Genomic DNA, 18,768 nt, shown 5'->3' with positions numbered 1-18,768 from the left:
ACCTCTATTGGTAGGCCAGCCGGTTTTTTCGCGTCCATACGGCAGCGTTTTGCCAGAAGAAAGTAAAAAAATGCTACATTGGATGCCCGGCCCGGTCGCCGGGCATTTTCGGTGCTGGTATGGATGCTTTTCTCGATTTCTTACGGTTTGAGCGGCGCTATAGCCCGCATACGATTGTTTCGTATCAGACCGACCTGGGGCAGTTCGCGGCTTACCTGAAATCAGCCTATGAGCTGACTGATATCGCGCAGGCGACGCACCCGCTCATCCGCGGTTGGGTGGTGGAGCTGATGCAGGAAAACCTGGACCCGCGCACCGTGAACCGCAAGGTGGCCTGCCTGCGCTCGTACTACAAGTTCCTGCTGCGCACGGGACGCATCGAAGCTAACCCCATGTTGCGCATCAAAGCCCCCAAAATGGCCCGTAAGCTGCCCGAATTCGTGCCCGAAGAAGCCTTGAACGGCCTGCTGAACTCCTTCGAATTTGGCGAAGACTTTGCCGGGCAGCGCGACCAGCTGGTGCTGGAGATGCTGTATGGTACCGGTATTCGCCTTTCGGAGCTCATCGGTATTCACGCCGACGATGTGAGCCTGGGGGCCGGCACGGTGCGCGTAACCGGCAAGGGCAACAAGCAGCGCCTCGTACCGCTGAACCCCACGCTGAAGCTGGTAATTGAGCGCTACCAGGCCAGTCGCGCCCGCGAATTTGGCCCCGTGGCCGGGCCGCTGCTGCTCACAGACAAGGGCGAGGCCATGTATGAGAAGTTCGTGTACCGCACCGTGAAGCGCTACCTGAGCCAGATTACCACGTCGGGGGCGCAACAGCACCCCCACGCGTTGCGTCATGCGTTCGCTACCCATTTACTGGGGAAGGGGGCCGACCTCAATTCTATCAAGGAGCTGCTGGGCCACGCCAGTTTGGCGGCTACGCAGGTTTACACGCACTTGTCCGTCGACCGCCTGAAATCCGTATTTGAACAGGCCCATCCACGGGCCTGAGTTTTATTTACCCTTTACCCTCTTAATCAACTGCCTTATGAAAGTACAGATGCATTCGGTGCACTTCGACGCCGACCAGAAACTGCTTGACTTTGTTCAGCAACGCCTTAACAAGCTGGAAACTTTTTACGATAAGGTAACCGAAGGCGAGGTCATCATGCGCCTCAACAACAAGGACGGCATCGAAAACAAAACCGTTGAAATAAAGCTGCTGGTACCCGGCAACATCCTGTTTAGCCAGGAGGACGCGGCTTCGTTCGAAGCCGCCGCTGATGCCGCTACCGATAGTCTGCGTCGCCAAATCACCAAGCACAAAGAGAAAGCGCTGACGCATTAATAATTGTAGCACATGCTTTAGCTTGTGCCTGGTAGAACAAAAAGCCCCGCTTGCCTTTCGGTGAGCGGGGCTTTTTAATTCTGGTTTGCCGTGCACGGGCACAAGCTAAAGCATGTGCTACAAGCCGAACTCGGCTTTAATCTGGGGCACGTAGTCGAGCTTCTCCCAGGTGAAGGTTTCGAAAGTTTTGGTTTCGCCGCCGGGCATAGCTACCTGCACGGTGCCGGGCTGGCGGCCCATGTGGCCATAAGCAGCCGTCTGGGCAAAAATGGGATTCTGGAGGCCAAAGCGCTTCACGATGGCGTAGGGGCGCAGGTCGAACAGCTTGTTTACCTTTTCGGCCACTTCGCCATCAGACAGGAGCTGGCCACTGGGGCTTTTGGCTTTGGTGGTGCCGTAGGTGGTGACGAACACGCCCACGGGCTGGGCCACGCCAATGGCGTAGGCTACCTGCACCAGCACCTGGTCGGCCACGCCGGCGGCCACCAGGTTTTTGGCGATGTGGCGGGCCGCGTAGGCCGCCGAGCGGTCTACTTTGGAAGAGTCCTTGCCGGAGAAGGCCCCGCCGCCGTGGGCACCCTTGCCGCCGTAGGTATCGACGATGATTTTGCGGCCGGTGAGGCCGGAGTCGCCGTGCGGACCACCGATGACGAACTTGCCGGTGGGGTTTATGTGGTAAGTAATCTGGTCGGTGAACAGCGCCTGGGCATCCGCGCTCAGCCCGGCCTTCACGCGGGGGATGAGGATGGTGAGCACGTCAGCCTTAATCGTGGCCAGCATGGCGGCTTCCGACGGGTCGAATTCGTCGTGCTGGGTGCTGATGACGATGGTATCGATGGCCTCGGGCCGGTGGTCGTCGGAGTAGCGAATGGTGACCTGGCTCTTGGCATCGGGGCGCAGGTAGGTCATTTCGTGGCCTTCGCGGCGGATGGCGGCCAGCTCCTGCAACAGGCGGTGCGAGAGGTCGAGGGCCAGCGGCATGTAGTTGGCCGTTTCGTGGCTGGCGTAGCCGAACATCATGCCCTGGTCGCCGGCGCCCTGGTCTTCATCCTTGGCCCGCTCCACGCCCTGGTTGATATCGGGCGACTGCTCGTGCAGGCGGTTCATCACCTCGCAGGTATCGGCGTTGAAGAGGTATTCGGGCTTATTGTAGCCAATACGGCGAATGGTTTCGCGGATGATTGGCTCGGCATCGACGTGGGCCGTCGACTTGATTTCGCCGGCTACGAGGGCAAAGTCGGTGGTTACGAGGGTTTCGCAGGCTACCTTGGCGGTGGGGTCCTGTCGCAGGTATTCGTCGAGAATGGCGTCAGAAATCTGGTCGGCAACTTTATCGGGATGGCCTTCCGAAACCGATTCGGAAGTGAACAGATAGGGCATTGAAAGCGCGAAAAGAGCGAAAGAGATAAAACAGAGACGCCCGCCAGGCCGAAACCGGCGGGCGGGCGCGGCACAAAACTACGGAAATTCGGGCTATTAGCCTTGCCGCTGACAGCGGAAAAGGGTGTTTAGCTAGTCCGGTACACCCGTACTCATGGCTTTGCTACAGCTGCGCCAGGCGGCCGCCATCCACGACCAGCGTGGTGCCGTGCACAAAGCTGGCCTCGGAAGAAGCCATGAAGGCAATGGCGGCGGCCAGCTCTTCGGGCGTGCCGACACTGGCTTTATCAATCTTTTCGGCCCCGTTTTTTACGTTGGGGTTACTCCAGAGCATGGGCGTGTCCACGGCGCCGGGGGCCACGGCGTTGATGCGGGTTTGCTTGCGGTCGAGCTCCTGGCTCATGCCGCGCACGAAGGCTTCCATGGCTCCTTTGCTGGTGGCGTAGGGCACCACGTTGGCGGTGGTTTGGTGGGCGTGCACCGAGCTGATGGCCACGATGGCGCTGCCCGTGGGCATGTGCGGCAGGCACAGCTGGGTGAGCTGGGCCAGCGAGCGCAGGTTCACCAGCATCAGCAGGTCCCACTGGGCCAGGGGCAAAGTGGCCAGCGGGTCGAAGGTCATCATGGCGGCATCGCACACGAGCACGTCTACCCGCTCAAATTTGGCCAGCACTTTCGCCACCGTGGCCGATACGGCGCTGGGTTTGGCCAGGTCGCAGGCCATGAACATGGCCTGGCCGCCGGCTTGGGTAATGAGCCGGACGGTTTCGGCCCCGTCAACTTTGTCGCGGCCCAGGGCGATTACCTGGCCACCTTCGGCCCCCAGGCGCAGGCACACGGCCCGGCCAATACCGGAGGTTCCGCCCGTTATCAGGCATATTTTGTCTTTGAAACGCATGAAGGACAAACTGAAAATGGAAGTAATGGTTCGTTGGGCAACGTGTACGGGTTGCGCGCAAGGGCGGCCACCGGCTCGCCCCGTTCCGGCGGCGCAAGCCGAAGCGCGGGTGTACTTTGCCGCTTCATATACAGTAGTAAATGCCATTTATGCGTCGTTTTGGGGGATTAGTTGTTGGAGCATGCGTGCTGGCGAGTGCCGGGCAGGCGCAAGGCCAGGTTTTTGAGCGCGGCTACGTGGTGACCACCGCCGGCGACACGCTGCGGGGCGAACTCCAAAACCGCTTCTGGCAGAGCCCGCCCACCGAGGTGGCCTTCCGCCCCGCTGCCGATGCCCCCACGCGGCTGTTTCCGCGCCGGAGCCTGCGGGTGTTTCGCCTGGATGGCGGCCGCTACTTCCGCGCCGAAGTGCTGCCGCTGGACCGCAATGCCAGCACCAACGTGAACAGCCTGTCTATGCGGCTGAGTTACAATCAGCACCCCGACTCGCTGCTGGCCGAAGTGCTGGTGGACGGCCCGGTGCCGCTGCTGCGGGCCGTGGTCGACAACGTGACGCATTTTTTCGTGCGCCGCCCCGGCCAGCCCTACCTGGAGTTGGCCGAGCGCAAGTACCTGGCTCGAAGCAACGGCCGGCAAAACGTGGTCGATGCCAACAATTATAAAGCCCAGCTCAGCGTGTACTTTGAAGACTGCCCGGCGGCCGTGACGGCGGCGAACGCGGCACCGTTTTCGGCCAAAGGGCTGGCCGCCGTGGTGCAGGCGTTCGCGGTGCAAAGCACGGCGGGCAAGCAGGCGGGCGCCGAATTTGTTGCGCTGGCGCGGCCCAACCGGCCCATTGCCGTGAATGCCGGGGTGCTGGTGGGGAGTGTTTTTAACCCGCTTCGGCTCAACAACAACGAAACCGGCGAAGAAGAGCCGCTGTTCGATGGCGTGAACCTGGACGGCCGGCTGCACGCCTTGGGCGGTGCCTACGTAGACGTGTTGCTGCCGGGGCGCAAGTGGGCGGTGCACGGGGAGGGAGTGCTGAACTCCTACGGCCGTCGCGGCACGTTTGCGGTGCCAGGCGGAGCCGCTACTTACGCGTGGTACGGTACGAGAGTGGATGTCCGGCTGGGGCCGCGCTACGCGTTTGTGCAGCAGCCAACCCACGAACTGTTCGCGGGCGCGGGCCTCAATATGAACTTCACCACTAGTTCAGAGTCTGAAGCCCGGTACGGCAACGGCCCGGTGGGCACCACGCGCCTGACCAGCCGCAACGTGCGCCTGCCCACCCAATCGGGCTTTATCGGGGTACCCTCGTCCGGCCTGGGGCTGTATGTGGAAGCGGGACTGCGCCGTGGCCGATTCACCCTGAGCCTGGATGCGATGATAAAAGACGGGTTCGACTACAATGACCCGCTGGCGGTGCAAACGGGTAGTCGTAGTCCTCTCACGCCATCGGATGAGACTGCTATCTATAACAGATTCAACTACAGTGCATCATTGCTGACGTTCCGAACGGTGCTGGCATTCCGGCTCAACCGCCAGCCCGACCAAAGCCCCATTCGGTAAGCGCAGCTCCGGCCCCAGGGTCGGCCGGGATATTCCATATGTGTAGAGCGCCGGCTAGGCTGCTTTCTCACAAACCAGCACTACGGGGCGATTGCGCAGGTCAGTAGTGGCGAAGAGGTATACCTCGCCGCCCTCACGAATACCGGTGCGCCGCCGGAAATCGGCCACTGAGTCGGGGAAGTTGCGGGTGGTAACGTGGGCCCGCGCCTCCGGGCCCAAATGCGCCTTGAGCACCGCGCCATCGGCTTTTTCCACGGCCCGCACCCGAAAAATGCGGCCCGGAAAATCAAGGCGCAGCACATCCGAAGTATATAAGTGGCTGTGCTGGTGCAGCTTCAGTAGCTCGAACGCCGTGCCGACGCTGCGGAAAGCGCCGGCCTTGAGCACGGCCGCGTTGGGCTCGTAGAGGTATTGCTGGGCTTCTGCGTAGCGGGGCGTAGCGCGGGCCTCGCGGGCACGGTTGAGGCGAAATTCCTGCTGGCTGCCGTCGCGGCGCAGGTTCAGGGCGTAGCGCTCGGGGTCGACGGCGGGCTCCGGGCCCAACTCATAGAGCACTTCCTTCACTTCATTATCCACGGCTACTACCCAGAGGCGGCGGACGTGGCCCAGGCCCTGCACGGCGTGCTCAATATCAAGCATGGGCGAGGTTTTGAGCAGCACCTTATCGGCTTTGTGCAGCAGCAGGGGCAGGAGCTTCACCACGTCGGGCTCGCAGTCGTGGAGCAGGAAAATCTTGCGGGCGGCCGTATCGCGCCGGGCCGGGTCGAGGTATAGCCAGTCGTAGTGGTGCGGGGTGCTCTTGAGAAACGTCAGGGCATCGGTGGCATGCACGGCCACGTTGGCGAGGCCCAGCTGGGCAAAGTTGTAGCGCACCACTTCAGCCAGGGCCGGCGTGCGCTCCACGTAGTCGACCTGGGCCACGCGGGCCGCGAAAGCGGCCGAGTCGGCCCCAAAGCCACCGGTGAGGTCGGCCAGCCGCTCTCCATCCACCAGGTCGGCTTTGAAAGCCGCCGTGCGGGCCGAAGAAGCCTGTTCGACCGATAAGGCCGGTGGAAAAATCAGCTCCGCGTTATCGGCCCATTGGGGCAGCTTGGCGCGGGCTTTCTGGCGGGCCTGAATCTGGCGCACCAGCTCGGGCACGGGCAGGCCGGGATGGCGGCGGGCTTGGAGGGCCAGGTGGGCGGGGTCGTCGTGCAGGTGCGCGGCCACATAGCGCCTGGCCGCTTCGGGCAAGGGGTAGTCCATTGAAAAACCTATACGGAAAAACGCGGCAGTTAGCGCAGGGCCCAGCGCAGGGCCAGCAGCGGCTGCCCCGTGGGCGATGCGCCCAGCCCCATTGCCTCGGGAAGCAAGCGCGGCCATATGCGGTGGTGAGCGAGGCCGGTGTTGTAGGCCGTCACGGCGCGTTGCAGGTGCGAGTTGGTATTGCGGTTGATGACGGTTGAGGCGAGCATACTAGCGGCGAATACGCCGATTGCCACCTGCTGCGTCGAGTTGAAATACTGCCGCTCGCCATTGCCCAGAATCTGTTGGCCGTAGAGGCCAAACGCGCCGACAGCCACGAGGCGGTCAATCAGAAACAGGGTTTTTTGCCGACGGTAATCGTCGAGATGAGCCAGGGCTTGGGGGTTGCCAGCCAGGTAAGGCCGCAGGTTCTGACCAAAAAAACCGGCCGACTTGTAGTTATCGCCACCAACGCCGGGGGCCAGAAAATCGAAGTTGTGCTGCGGGCCATTCAGGCCGCGCTCGTCATCCTCGGGCAGTAGCCGAATGGAGAGCGGGGTGTGCTGCGCTAATGCCGAACTTAGTAAGCTGATTGACAAGACCATAATGGTCACGATACGGAGCCCCCATCGCGTAGGGGCTAGCCGGATGTTTTTATGCATAGTACAAAGATAATGGGGCAGTTGGGGCGATAAATGCGCAGCTTCCGTAACAATTTCTGCCGCGCAAGTCAACAAACTCCGGCGGCCCTGCGTTCAGTTCCGACCAGCCGGGTATTATCCGGCCGCACGATACCTCACTAACCACCCTTATTAACCACCGCCAATTTTCATGGAAACATCCTTCATCTTCCGCCGCGCCCTCCAAGCTCTGTTGCCGGCTACTTTGCTGCTGGCCTCCTGCGGCAAAGACGATGCGCCCGCTGCGCCGGCTCCCGACCGCGGCAAGGTGCTGATTTCGCATTCTGCCGCCGCCGCCAACACCCAAATCACCGCCTTTGTAACCGACCAGCAGGTAAGCCAGCTCAACTACGGGCAAACCAGTTCTTACCTGGACGTAAACGCGGGCACCCCGACGTTACGCATCAACAACGGTTCGCAAATAGTGGCCAGCCAGGCCATAACGGTGGCCAAAGACCAGAACTATTCAGTATTTGTCTATTCGCCTTCCGCCACCATTGGTAGTGCGGCGCTGCTTTCAGTGCCCGACGACTTGACGGCACCGCCTGCGGGCCAGATAAAGGTGCGCGTGGTGCACCTGGCAGTAGGTGCCCCCAGCCCGGTTCAACTAACGGTTCCCAACCCCGTTCCCGGTGCCAATGGCACCGACGTGAGTGGGGACGTCGCCTTTGGAACGGCCTCCGGCTTTCGGAATCTAACGGCCGGTCCCATCAGCCTGACTGTTACTGCCGCCGGTGCAACCCCTGTGGGCCTGCGTACGCAAGTGCTGGCCGTGGGTGATGGCACGGGTGCCGGTACGGGTACCAAAAACTATGAAGCCGGAAAAATATATACCATTGTGGTGCGTGGTATTGCCGGTAGCGCTGTCCCGGCCGCTCAGCAGCCCCAGGCCGTTATTGTCCAGCACAACTAGTTGTTCAAATGACTGCTGGGTTTAATCCAATGAAAAAACCCGCGTCATTCAGACGCGGGTTTTTCTGCGTTTACTGGTGAACAATTCAAGTATCTTTGTGGTTGAAACGCGAAACAATAACTAACCTGTATCATGGTGGAAACCACGACGAAAACGTACGTTCCGTACAAAGTAAAGGACATGAGCCTGGCCGAGTGGGGCCGTAAGGAAATCCGCCTCGCCGAGGCTGAAATGCCCGGTTTGATGAGCCTGCGCGAGGAGTTTGGCGCAGCGCAGCCGTTCAAAGGCGCGCGCATTGCCGGCTGCCTGCACATGACCATTCAAACGGCCGTGCTCATCGAGACCCTGCAAGCGCTGGGTGCGGAGGTAACCTGGTCGTCGTGCAACATTTTCTCGACCCAGGACAATGCGGCCGCGGCCATTGCCGCCGCCGGCACCCCGGTATACGCCTGGAAGGGCATGAACGAGGAGGAGTTCGAGTGGTGCATCGAGCAGACGCTGTTTTTCGGGGAAGACCGGCAGCCGCTGAACATGATTCTGGACGACGGCGGCGACCTCACCAACATGGTGCTGAACAAGTACCCCGAGCTGGCCGCCGGCATCAAGGGCGTTTCGGAAGAGACGACGACCGGCGTGCTGCGCCTGTATGAGCGCGTGAAAAACGCTACGCTGACGTTCCCTGCCATCAACGTGAACGACTCGGTAACGAAGTCGAAATTCGACAACAAGTACGGCTGCAAAGAGTCGGCCGTGGACGCCATCCGCCGGGCTACCGACGTGATGATGGCCGGCAAAGTGGCCGTGGTGGCCGGCTACGGCGACGTAGGAAAAGGCACGGCGGCTTCGCTCGCCGGGGCCGGTGCCCGCGTTATCGTGACGGAAATTGACCCCATCTGCGCCCTGCAGGCGGCCATGGATGGCTTTGCCGTGAAAAAGCTGGCTAACGCCGTTAAGGAAGCCGACATCGTGGTGACGGCTACCGGCAACTGCGATATCCTCACCGAGGAGCATTTCCGCAGCCTGAAGGACAAGGCTATTGTCTGCAACATCGGCCACTTCGATGATGAGATTGACATGGCGTGGCTGAACGGCAACTACGGCCACACCAAGGACACGGTGAAGCCGCAGGTGGACATCTACACCATCGAAGGCAAAGAGGTAATTATCCTCGCCGAAGGCCGCCTCGTGAACCTGGGCTGCGCCACCGGCCACCCTTCGTTCGTGATGTCGGCTTCGTTCACCAACCAGGTGCTGGCACAGCTGGAGCTGTGGGAGCGTGGCGACCAGTACGAAAACCAGGTGTACACCCTGCCCAAGCACCTCGACGAGAAAGTAGCTCGTCTGCACCTCGCCAAAATCGGCGTGGAGCTGGATGAGCTGACCGTGAAGCAGGGCGATTATATCAAAGTGCCGGTGGAAGGTCCGTTCAAGTCGGATTTGTACCGCTACTAGAATCCCTCGCAGGAAACAAAAAACAGCCGGCTCACTTACGTGGGCCGGCTGTTTTGTTTAGTGGCTGTTCGAGTTTGGATGGGCAGCAAAAGTGACTATTGCAGCACCACGCGGCCCGTTGTGTGGGCCGGCTCTACTTCACCGAACGAGCTAATTCCAATTTGCATGGGGGTGAATCAGTTTGGGGAAACAAGCTGGGAAGCGCTAGAGCGGCGAAATATTTCATCAAGAATGAGCAGATTGCTCATGCCAGTGTCATTCAGGACTTGGGTTTTGGTACAGGGGGTAAACGAGCCATATAAGCGCCTACGTACTCGTTTCTGGGGAAGAGCTTCAATGTACGCTTCCCATACTGACGACAGAGGGTAGGATTGCCCATTTCGGCGAAGCACTCTGTTTGGTATTGAAGAGCACTCTCATAAATACCATTCGCCTTCCATGCTGGTACCATATTGAGGATATAGAGGAAACGGGAGAGATTGTAAGCCGCCAGCTTCCATTGGTCATTGTCCATTTGCAGGGTAGCCAATTTATAATACGCCTCACTAAAAGGCAGGTAAATAGCACACGTAGCAGCATCTTCGTGGCCGTAGGAATCAAGCAGGGCAATTAGGCGCTGATAGGCAATGTAACTCTGAGGCTTTCCCCCCGGTACTCGGTACAATGCCCGAGCGTACTGGTTGAGAAGCCGAGGGGCAACAAGCTTTTGGTTGATAAACGGTTTAAGATGTTCTGCTGCTTTGGCAAACCGGCCCGCGTTGTAATCCTGCTCCGATTGGGCCACCTCGGCAGCATGAGGTTGGGGTAACGGAAATTTTGCCTTAGGTGAGCTTTTTCGCGGGTGGTCTAGGTCGGCATCGGTCACCGGATTTTCATCGGCTACGGAATTGAAATAACGTTTGCTAGTCGGAAAGGCGCAGTCGTCGTTGACCATTTTCCACTGCGCATGCCCTGACTGCGAAGCCAGTAGCAGCAATAGCAAAGCAATAACAGACCAGCATTTTTTTACGTAAGACATGGTTCCTGATTTACTGTTTCACCTCCGGTGTCACGCCCATATTTGCGTAGCAGAAGCTCCACACGTCGGCCCACTCGGCAATTTGCAGCTTGGTGCTTTTGCCGGCGCCGTGGCCGGCGTTCACGTCTACGCGGATTAGGGTGGGGTTGGGGCCGGTGTTGGCGGCTTGCAGGGCGGCGGCGAATTTGAAGGAGTGGGCGGGTACTACCCGGTCGTCGTGGTCGGCGGTGGTGACCATGGTGGCGGGGTACGCGGCGGGCTTCAGGTTGTGCAGGGGCGAGAAACTGAGGAGGTTTTCGAACTGCGCTTTATCGGCCGAAGTGCCGTACTCGGGGGCCCAGTTCCAGCCGATGGTGAAGGTCTGGTAGCGCAGCATATCCATCACGCCCACGGCGGGCAGGGCCACTTTGCAGAGGTCGGGGCGCTGGGTCATAACCGCGCCCACGAGCAGGCCGCCGTTCGAGCCGCCGGCCATGGCGAGGTGTTCGTAGTCGGTGTATTTATTGGTTTTGAGGTACTCGGCGGCGGCAATGAAGTCGTCGAATACGTTCTGCTTGCGCGGGGTCATGCCGGCCTGGTGCCAGGCCTCGCCGTACTCGCCGCCGCCGCGCAGGTTCGGGATAGCCAGCACGCCGCCATTCTCCAGCCACAGCATGCGCGCCACCGAGAAGCCGGGCGTGAGCGAGATATTAAACCCGCCGTAGGCGTAGAGGTAGGTCGGATTCTTGCCGTTCAGCTCCACGCCTTTTTTGTGGATGATGAACATGGGAATCTTCGTGCCGTCCTTGCTCGGATAAAATACCTGCGTGGTCACGTAGTCCTGCGGGTTCACATCCACTTTCGGGGCCCGGAACACGGTGCTGGTGTTGGTGGCCAGGTCGTACTTGTAAATCGTGGTCGGGTAGGTGAACGACGTGAAGGCGTAGTATACCGCCTTGGCATCGCGCCGGCCGCCGAAGCCGCTGGCCGTGCCGATGGCCGGCAGCTTCACGTCGTGCTGAAACTTGCCCAGCTCCGAATACACCTTCACCTGCGAGCTGGCATCGTTCAGGTAATCGGCCACGAGGCGGCCGCCCACCTGGGTCACGTTCTCCAGCTTGTTCTTGCTTTCGGGCAGCACGTCGTGCCAGTTGGCTTCCTGCGGCTTTTTGGGGTCGATGCGGACGACGCGGTAGTTGGGGGCCTTGTAGTTGGTGTACACCAGCACCTCGCCGCCCACGTTGCCGATGACGCTGTTATTGAATTCGTAGGAAGGAATGAGCGTGGTCCAGGTTGCGGCCTGCTTGGGGTCGGTGAGGTCGCGCACCTGCAGGCGGTTGCCGTCGGCTTTGCCGTCAGTGAGGCTGAGGACGAGGAACCGCTCATCCTCGGTAGCGCCCGCCATACGGAAACCCAGGGTCATTTTGGGGTTTTCGTACACCAGCTTGTCGGCCGACTGCGGCGTGTTCAGCTGATGGAAATAGACCTTGTGGAATTCGTTTTTGCCCGACAGGTTGTTCTCGCCGGCCTTGGGCGCGTCGTAGCGCGAGTAGTAGAAGCCGTTTTTGGTCCACGAGGTGCCCGATACTTTCACCCAATTCAACTCCTCGGGTAGCAGCTTGTTGGTGGTCAGGTCCATGATGCGGACCTTGTGCCAGTCGGAGCCGCCGCCGCTGGTGGCGTAGGCCAGGTAGCGGTGGTCGTTGCTGAACTCGGTGCCGGCCAGGGCCGTGGTGCCGTCGGCCGAAAACTTGTTGGGGTCGAGCAGCAGCTGCGGCTCGCCGGTGCCGCGCTGGCGGTAGAGCACGGCCTGGTTCTGCAAGCCGTCGTTCTTGCTGAACACCAGCTCCTGACCCACCTGCTCGGGCACACCGAACCGCTCGTAATTCCAGATTTTGGTGAGCCGCTCCCGGATTTTGTCCCGGAACGTAATCTGGTTCAAATAGCCAAACGTCACCTCATTCTGGGCCGTCACCCACGTCTTGGTTTCGGGTGAGTCGAGGCTTTCGAGCCAGCGGTAGGGGTCGGCTACTTTGGTGCCGAAATAGGTGTCGGTGAAGTCGGTGCGGCGGCTTTCGGGGTATTTCACGGGAGGATAGGCAAGGAGTTCGAGGCCGGTGAGGCGGCTGGGTTCGCCGTACTCGGGCACGGTGGTTTCGGTGAGGGCCTGGTTCCGGGGCAAGGTGTTGCGGGCCGGGGGCGAGGTGGCGCGGCAGGCCGTGGCGGCTGCCAGTAGGGCGAGGAGGGGTAGGGCAGCTTTCATAAGTAGTTGAGGGAAGATTACGAGGTGAAAAACAGGCGTGTTAGAGCGGTTTTCGCCCAGGTGTACGTAGTTAAAAGTTAAAAGTGAAGAGTTAAAATACAGCCTGAAAGGATTTTAACTCTTCACTTTTAACCCACTTAAAAAATGCACAGTAATCTGAAAACCGCTCCAGTCTTTGTTCAATTAGGCAGCCGCCGGTACAACAGATAACAAGTTAACGAGTCTAGTCCAGCTGCACATCATCAGCAATGGGCTGATTTGGCCTGGCTGATTCCGCTGCCGGAGCCACCTTCGGCTCATCATCGACGGCCATAGCCACCGGCTGCGCAATAGCCGAAGCCACCAGCTCGGGCAAGTTAGCGCGCAGCCATTTCAGCTCCTCGTCCACGCGCTGGCTTACGAGGCGCTCCACTTCCAGGCGCTGGGCGGGGCTGAGCTGGTCGGGTACCGGCTTAGCGGCCACCTCAGGCGCAGCGGCCAGCACCAGGGCTTCGGCGCGCTTCACGCGGGCTACCGAGTCGGCCACGGCGGCGCTGGTTTCGGCGGCGGCGGCCTGGGCGGCGGTGGCGGCCTGCCGGGCGGCCAGGGTTTCGCGGCGCTGCTGGCGGCGCCACTGGCCCAAGGTTACGCGCAGCATTATATAGAGCACCAGGCTCAGAATCCCGAGGATGAGGGCCAGCGGGGCAGCAAAGCGGTTGAGCAGGCTGCCCGGGCCGGTGCCGGGCAGGGCGGCGGCTGTCGTGGTGCCGGTGGCGTCGCGCTCGGCGGCGGCCTGGGCTTCGGCGGCTTCGGCTGGGCCCGCGGCGGTGCCGGGGGCGGCTGCGGTATCGGCCACTTCGGGCATCATGGCCGCCTGGACGTCGCCGGGCGGCGTGCCCGAGGTCACGTAGTTCGTCAGGGCCGTTTCGAGAGCTTCCACGCGGGCCATGCGGGCAGGGTCGCGGCGGCGGGCGGGCGAGCTTTTCAGCTTGCTTACAATGGCTTTGGTGAGGGCCGCCAGCCGGGCGGTATTATCCTTCTGGCCCTGATAGATGCTGCTGCGGCCCTCAATGGGCTGAAATAGCACGCTGTACACGCGCAGGCTATCAGGCCGGATGCTGGCCGTGAGCGCGTCGAGGTTGCCGCCCTCGCAGCGCACGGTGCTTTTGAGGTTGGGCCGGCCGGCGTCGTCGTACACGAAGCGCACGGTGGCGCACCAGATTTGCACCTTGGCCTCATCGAGCGAGGGCTGGCCGAGGGGCGTTTGGCCCACCGCGAACAGGGGCAGGGCAACAGCACAGGCAATAAGCAAACGGCGGAAAATCATGCGCGACAGAAGTGGTTAAGTCCCGAAAAGTACGAAACGACTGCCCAGCGTCTACCTGTTTCTTAGCTGTAGTCAATTTCCGTGTTGTCGCCGATGTTCAGCGAGTGGTTCATGCCCCGGAACGAGGCGTCGGAACCCACGATGCAGTCGTGCATCACGGCCGAGCGCAGCTCCGAATACGTCCCGATGATGGAATCGCTCAGAATGCAGTTGTGAATAATGGTTTTGTCGCCAATGGCCACGTTGGGCCCGATGATGGAGTGCGAAATCTGGCAGCCGCGCCCGATGCTGACCGGCGGAATAATCACCGCGTCGGGAAACTCGGAGTAGTCGCGCCCCTCCAGAAACTCGGGCCGGTTGAGCAGCCGGGCATTGGCTTCGAGCAAAGTTTCCTTGCGGCCGCAGTCGAACCAGTTGTCCACCGGGCAGGTCGTCATGGCTTCGCCTTCCTCGATGAGGTGCATGAGCGCGTCGGTGAGCTGCAGCTCGCCGTGGGTGCGCACGTCCGAGTCGTGCAGCCATTCCAGGGCCTGGGCCAGCTTTTCGGGGTAGGCCAGCTTGTAAAGGCCCACCATGGCATAGTTCGATTTCGGAATTTTGGGCTTCTCCACCACCTTGTTCACCCGGCCCTGGGTCCCGATTTCCACAATGCCGAAGCGCGTGGGGTCCTTCACCTCCTTCACGGCCAGCACCGAGCCGGGCGTAGCAATCAGGGCGGGCAGGTCCACGTCCACAATCGTATCGCCGAGCATGATGAGCACGCCGTCCTCGTCGTGGCGAAACTCCTCGCGGGCCAGCCACAGTGCGTGGCCGATGCCCTCGCGGGGTTCCTGCACCACAAACGTGGCCTGCAGGTCGGGGTAGGTACGGCGCACGTAGCGCACGATTTTATCGCCCAGGTAGCCCACGATGAACACAAACTCCGTGATACCGGCGGCGGTCAGGCGGTCAATAATGTGGCCCAGGATGGTATTGCCGGCTACCGGAACCAGGCTTTTGGGCTGGGTGTGGGTGTGTGGACGCAGGCGCGAGCCAATGCCGGCAACGGGAATAACGGCTTTCATTGTAATGAAGCGGGAGTGGTAGGCGATAAAGCAAGGACCGTAGCGGCAGCCAAATGCCGCCTGCTAAGCAGCAAGCTACAACTTGCTGGGCCAAGCTGCGTACTTTGCGCCGAACCCGGTGCCAAACCAGCGGCATGGCCGCTAAGTTTGTCGCTCGGCTGCCACCCGCCACCAATCCCCTCAAATACCCAATTTCCCCTAATCCATCACCATGAAACGTTTTCTTCTCTACTTCGCGGGCCTGGCCCTCTTGCTCACCCAGTCGTCGTGCGGCTACAACGGCATGGTGCAGCGCGACCAGGCCGTGAAAGCCCAGGCCGGTAACGTGCAAAGCTCCTACCAGCGCCGCAACGACCTTATCGGCAACCTGGTAAACACCGTGAAGGGCGCCGCCAAATTCGAGCAGGGTACCCTCACCAGCGTTATCGAGGCCCGCGCCAAGGCCACCAGCGTGCAGCTGAACGCCAACGACCTCACGCCCGAAAACATCAAGAAATTCCAGGAAGCCCAGAGCCAGATGTCGGCCGGATTGGGCCGCCTGCTGGCCGTGTCCGAAAACTACCCCGACCTGAAGGCCAACGCCAACTTCCAGGAGCTGCAGGCCCAGATTGAGGGTACCGAAAACCGCATCAACGTGGAGCGTAACAAGTTCAACGCCGTCACCAACGACTACAATACGTTCACCCGCTCGTTCCCGAATAACCTGTTTTCCGGCATGTTCGGCTTCCAGCCCAAGCCGTATTTCGAAGCCGACCCGGCCGCCAGCAAGGCGCCTACGGTTCAATTCTAGGGTTGGTTTTTGGTAAGAGAACGTCATGCTGAGCGCAGTCGAAGCATCTCTACCGCTTCGTTGTGGTAGCATTTATTACTACAGCGGTAGAGATGCTTCGACTTCGCTCAGCATGACGTTCCATTAGTTTTGAATCCATCAGAATGACTTCCCCTCTCACTCCCGCGCAGGATGCGGCGCTGGTCGCGGCCATCCGGCAGGCCGAAATCACGACCTCGGGCGAAATCCGGGTTCATCTCGAAGACACCTGCTCCACGCCCGAGCCCCTCGACCGGGCCGCGCAGGTATTCGCCGAGCTGAACATGCACAAAACGGCCGCCCGCAACGGCGTGCTGTTTTACCTGGCCTGGCACAGCCGCCAGTTTGCCGTCATTGGCGATGCCGCCATCAATTCCGTCGTGCCCGACGATTTCTGGGAAACCACCAAGGAGACCGTGCTGGAACAGTTTCGGCGCGAAAACTACGTGCTGGGCCTGGAGCGCGGCATCAAAATGGTGGGCGAGCAGCTGCAGCGCTACTTCCCCTACCACGCGCCCTCCGACCAAAACGAGCTGGACGACGCTATTTCTTTCGGCGGCCCCAAGCCGTCTTCCGACAAATGAAAATTCCCGTGGCTGATGCCAGGTTAGATACTTCGCCCCGCGCAGCAACCCGCCCGCCCGCTGGCCGCCGACTGGCGTGGCCGCTGCTGCTGGCCCTGCTGTGGCTGCTGCCACTGGTGGGCACCTGGGCGCAGGGCCTGCCCCCGCGCCCCAATCCGCCGCGCCTCGTCAATGACCTGGCGCGCCTGATGCAGCCGGGTGAGGCCGACGCGCTGGAACAAAAGCTGGTGACGTACAACGACAGCACCTCGTCGCAGATTGCCGTCGTGACCGTGCCCACGCTCGATGGCGACGAAATTGCCGACTACGCCCAGAAGCTCTACGAGGCCTGGGGCATTGGCCGCAAAGGCAAAAACAACGGCATCCTGATACTGGTGGCGAAGCAGGAGCGCGCCGCCCGCATCCAAACCGGCTACGGCCTGGAAGGGGCCGTGCCCGATGCCCTGGCCAAGCGCATCATCAGCAATACGCTGGTGCCCGCTTTCCGCCAAAACCAATACTACGCCGGTCTCGACCGCGCTACCGACCAGCTCATTGCCCTGGCCAAAGGCGAATACAAGGCCGACCCGGCCGATGCCCGCCCCCGGCGCTCGCGCGACAGCTCGGGCTCGGGCATTCCCTTCTGGTTGATAATTGGGGCAATGGTCATCATTTTCGTGCTGCTTCGTAACCGGGGCGGTGGCGGCGGGCGCGGCAACCGCGGCGTCGGCGGCGGTGGTTTCTTCCCACCTTTCCTGCTCGGCACCCTGCTCGGCGGGAGTGGCGGCGGTGGCGGTGGCTTCGGTGGCGGTGGCGGCGGCTTTGGTGGCGGAGGTGGCGGCTTCGGGGGCTTTGGCGGCGGCAGCAGCGGCGGCGGCGGGGCCAGCGGCGACTGGTAAGCCGAACGAGGCGCTGAGCCGAACAACCCACAAGAACGTCCTGCCGAGCCCCGCTCAGCAGGACGTTTCTTTTCTAAGGCGCATGCTCCGGCCCGACCGCCCTACAGCAGTTTCCAAGTCCATGTACAGAGTTAAAAGTTGAGAGTTAAAAGTTAAAAATCAGACGTATTGGGTTTTAACTTTTAACTCTCAACTTTTAACTGTTTTAAAAAATGTACACTGACTCGGAAACTGCTCTAGGCGGTCGGACCGGTTGTCGTTGTTAGGCAGAATGTGCGCCCGTCGGTTCCGGCTGCACAACTACTTTCGGCTCAATGCTCGCTCCGCACTCCCACCGGAATGGCTACCGTCAGCCGGTTTTCGGCCGGTGGCACGGGGCAGGAATAGCCGTGATTGTAGGCGCAGGAGGGGTTGTAGGCACGGTTGAAATCCAGCGTGAGCGTACTGCTGCCCGCTGGCGGCATGCGCAAATCGAGGTAGCGGCCCCCGCCGTAGCTGCCGTGGCCGTTGGTGAGGTCGGTGAAGGGCACGAACAGGTAGTCCTCCAGGCCGGGCTGCTTCAGCAGGTCGATGCTCTGGTACACGCTCAGGCGTTGCGCCTGGCCGTTCAGCACGAAGCGCAGCTCGCCGTACTTGCGGTACAGCGGCCGGCGCGTGGTGCTGGTTTGCATGGCAAACGGCCGGGAAGTGGAATCGCGCAGCAACTGCGCCTGCACCACGTAGGCGTAGCGAGTGGGGTAGAAGGGCAGCGTGGTAAAAGCCTGCCGCTCGGCCGCGCTGAGTGGCGACTCTTTGGGGTTGGCAAACTCCCGGTTGAGGTCCTGCTGAAAAACCTGCACCAGCTGGCGGTGCGCAAGGCTATCGGGCAGGGCAATGGCCGCATGCTGGGCCAGGGCAGCCCGGCTCAGCAGCCAAAGCAACGCGACTGGTACGTATCGATTCATGGTCCAAAGCTAGGCCGGGGCGGCCCGGAACGCCTCCGCCGAAGCGCCAGCGCCAGGTTTTGCTCAACCTTTTCCGGCAAGGCTTAGTATCAGGACGTATTCGGCCGTGCCAAAGCAGCCGGCCCCTTTTTTCACACGCTTCTTTCACACGCTTCTTTCACCCTTTGCCATGACTGCTTCCCGCCTTTCCCTCTTCGCGTTCTTTCTGGCGCTAGCCACTACCCTCACCAGCTGCGATGCCATTGTCGGTATCTTCAAAGCAGGCGCTATCACGGGCATTATTGCCGTGCTAGTCGTGGTGGCGCTGCTGTTCTTCGTCGTGAACAAAATGCGCGGCCCGCGCTCCTAGTGCTGCGCCAGCTGCTTGTGTCTCGTCCGGCTATATGTTGACAGGAATAAGGCAAGGGCCCTGCTCGGATTTTCCGGCGGGGCTTTTTCCTTGCAAATGGACTTGATTGGGGGTTAAGTAATTCAGGGCCAGGTGGGGCCGTT

At 60.9% G+C, this 18,768-nt stretch carries 18 protein-coding genes; 9 read left to right on the top strand and 9 right to left on the bottom strand.

Annotated elements, in window-relative coordinates; all coding sequences use genetic code 11:
• Positions 1-119 precede the first annotated feature (119 nt).
• Both ABD819_RS20210 and hpf read left to right on the top strand, forming a co-directional pair.
• Positions 120-998, top strand: coding sequence for a tyrosine-type recombinase/integrase (locus ABD819_RS20210; protein ID WP_345127301.1), 879 nt, complete (start codon positions 120-122; stop codon positions 996-998).
• 37 nt (positions 999-1,035) lie between these two features.
• Complete coding sequence (gene hpf / locus ABD819_RS20205) at positions 1,036-1,335, top strand: ribosome hibernation-promoting factor, HPF/YfiA family (protein WP_345127300.1); 300 nt, start codon at positions 1,036-1,038, stop codon at positions 1,333-1,335.
• A gap of 117 nt (positions 1,336-1,452) precedes the next feature.
• Here hpf and metK read toward each other — a convergent pair whose 3' ends face one another.
• Together metK and ABD819_RS20195 are read right to left on the bottom strand one after the other, a co-directional pair.
• Positions 1,453-2,715 carry a methionine adenosyltransferase gene (gene metK, locus ABD819_RS20200; RefSeq protein ID WP_345127298.1) on the bottom strand — a complete coding sequence of 421 codons (1,263 nt, stop codon included), beginning with the start codon at positions 2,713-2,715 and terminating at the stop codon, positions 1,453-1,455.
• Between the two features lie 163 nt (positions 2,716-2,878).
• On the bottom strand, positions 2,879-3,613 hold the full coding sequence (locus ABD819_RS20195) for an SDR family NAD(P)-dependent oxidoreductase (protein WP_345127297.1): 735 nt from the start codon (positions 3,611-3,613) through the stop codon (positions 2,879-2,881).
• Between the two features lie 149 nt (positions 3,614-3,762).
• Between ABD819_RS20195 and ABD819_RS20190 the strand changes: the two genes are divergently transcribed.
• Positions 3,763-5,163, top strand: a complete 1,401-nt coding sequence (locus ABD819_RS20190) for a hypothetical protein (protein ID WP_345127296.1) — start codon at positions 3,763-3,765, stop codon at positions 5,161-5,163.
• Positions 5,164-5,217: 54 nt separating this feature from the next.
• Here ABD819_RS20190 and ABD819_RS20185 read toward each other — a convergent pair whose 3' ends face one another.
• Together ABD819_RS20185 and ABD819_RS20180 are read right to left on the bottom strand one after the other, a co-directional pair.
• Positions 5,218-6,408: a class I SAM-dependent methyltransferase gene (locus ABD819_RS20185; RefSeq protein WP_345127295.1), complete on the bottom strand. Its 1,191-nt coding sequence runs from the start codon at positions 6,406-6,408 to the stop codon at positions 5,218-5,220.
• A 29-nt stretch (positions 6,409-6,437) separates the two neighbouring features.
• Complete coding sequence (locus tag ABD819_RS20180) at positions 6,438-6,992, bottom strand: hypothetical protein (RefSeq protein ID WP_345127293.1); 555 nt, start codon at positions 6,990-6,992, stop codon at positions 6,438-6,440.
• Between the two features lie 226 nt (positions 6,993-7,218).
• On the opposite strand from ABD819_RS20180, the gene ABD819_RS20175 reads away from it, so the two are divergent.
• Together ABD819_RS20175 and ahcY are read left to right on the top strand one after the other, a co-directional pair.
• Complete coding sequence (locus ABD819_RS20175) at positions 7,219-7,980, top strand: DUF4397 domain-containing protein (protein WP_345127290.1); 762 nt, start codon at positions 7,219-7,221, stop codon at positions 7,978-7,980.
• A gap of 132 nt (positions 7,981-8,112) precedes the next feature.
• Positions 8,113-9,432, top strand: a complete 1,320-nt coding sequence (ahcY, locus tag ABD819_RS20170) for an adenosylhomocysteinase (protein ID WP_345127287.1) — start codon at positions 8,113-8,115, stop codon at positions 9,430-9,432.
• A 259-nt stretch (positions 9,433-9,691) separates the two neighbouring features.
• Here ahcY and ABD819_RS20165 read toward each other — a convergent pair whose 3' ends face one another.
• The 4 genes from ABD819_RS20165 to ABD819_RS20150 form a co-directional block, all read right to left on the bottom strand.
• Entirely contained in the window at positions 9,692-10,450 is a 759-nt protein-coding gene (locus ABD819_RS20165) for a hypothetical protein (RefSeq protein WP_345127285.1), read from the bottom strand.
• A 10-nt stretch (positions 10,451-10,460) separates the two neighbouring features.
• The gene (locus ABD819_RS20160; protein WP_345127284.1) at positions 10,461-12,692 is read right to left on the bottom strand and encodes a prolyl oligopeptidase family serine peptidase; all 2,232 of its coding nucleotides are present in this window, start codon (positions 12,690-12,692) and stop codon (positions 10,461-10,463) included.
• A 223-nt stretch (positions 12,693-12,915) separates the two neighbouring features.
• A complete protein-coding gene (locus ABD819_RS20155) occupies positions 12,916-13,998 on the bottom strand; it encodes a hypothetical protein (protein ID WP_345127282.1) in 1,083 nt (360 codons plus the stop codon).
• 62 nt (positions 13,999-14,060) lie between these two features.
• Positions 14,061-15,062, bottom strand: a complete 1,002-nt coding sequence (locus ABD819_RS20150; RefSeq protein WP_345127281.1) for a sugar phosphate nucleotidyltransferase — start codon at positions 15,060-15,062, stop codon at positions 14,061-14,063.
• Positions 15,063-15,273: 211 nt separating this feature from the next.
• On the opposite strand from ABD819_RS20150, the gene ABD819_RS20145 reads away from it, so the two are divergent.
• The 3 genes from ABD819_RS20145 (at position 15,274) to ABD819_RS20135 (ending at position 17,332) form a co-directional block, all read left to right on the top strand.
• On the top strand, positions 15,274-15,852 hold the full coding sequence (locus ABD819_RS20145; RefSeq protein ID WP_188561242.1) for a LemA family protein: 579 nt from the start codon (positions 15,274-15,276) through the stop codon (positions 15,850-15,852).
• 143 nt (positions 15,853-15,995) lie between these two features.
• A complete protein-coding gene (locus tag ABD819_RS20140; protein ID WP_345127276.1) occupies positions 15,996-16,454 on the top strand; it encodes a TPM domain-containing protein in 459 nt (152 codons plus the stop codon).
• A complete protein-coding gene (locus ABD819_RS20135) occupies positions 16,451-17,332 on the top strand; it encodes a TPM domain-containing protein (RefSeq protein WP_345127273.1) in 882 nt (293 codons plus the stop codon). Before ABD819_RS20140 ends, ABD819_RS20135 begins: the two co-directional genes overlap by 4 nt.
• A gap of 311 nt (positions 17,333-17,643) precedes the next feature.
• Here ABD819_RS20135 and ABD819_RS20130 read toward each other — a convergent pair whose 3' ends face one another.
• Positions 17,644-18,276: a DUF1684 domain-containing protein gene (locus tag ABD819_RS20130; protein ID WP_345127271.1), complete on the bottom strand. Its 633-nt coding sequence runs from the start codon at positions 18,274-18,276 to the stop codon at positions 17,644-17,646.
• Positions 18,277-18,445: 169 nt separating this feature from the next.
• On the opposite strand from ABD819_RS20130, the gene ABD819_RS20125 reads away from it, so the two are divergent.
• Complete coding sequence (locus ABD819_RS20125) at positions 18,446-18,625, top strand: hypothetical protein (protein ID WP_345127270.1); 180 nt, start codon at positions 18,446-18,448, stop codon at positions 18,623-18,625.
• The last annotated feature ends 143 nt before the right edge of the window (positions 18,626-18,768 follow it).

It is taken from the genome of Hymenobacter antarcticus, assembly GCF_039539545.1.
Classification (GTDB): Bacteria; Bacteroidota; Bacteroidia; order Cytophagales; family Hymenobacteraceae; genus Hymenobacter; species Hymenobacter antarcticus.
This window is presented reverse-complemented; position numbering and strand designations above follow the sequence as displayed.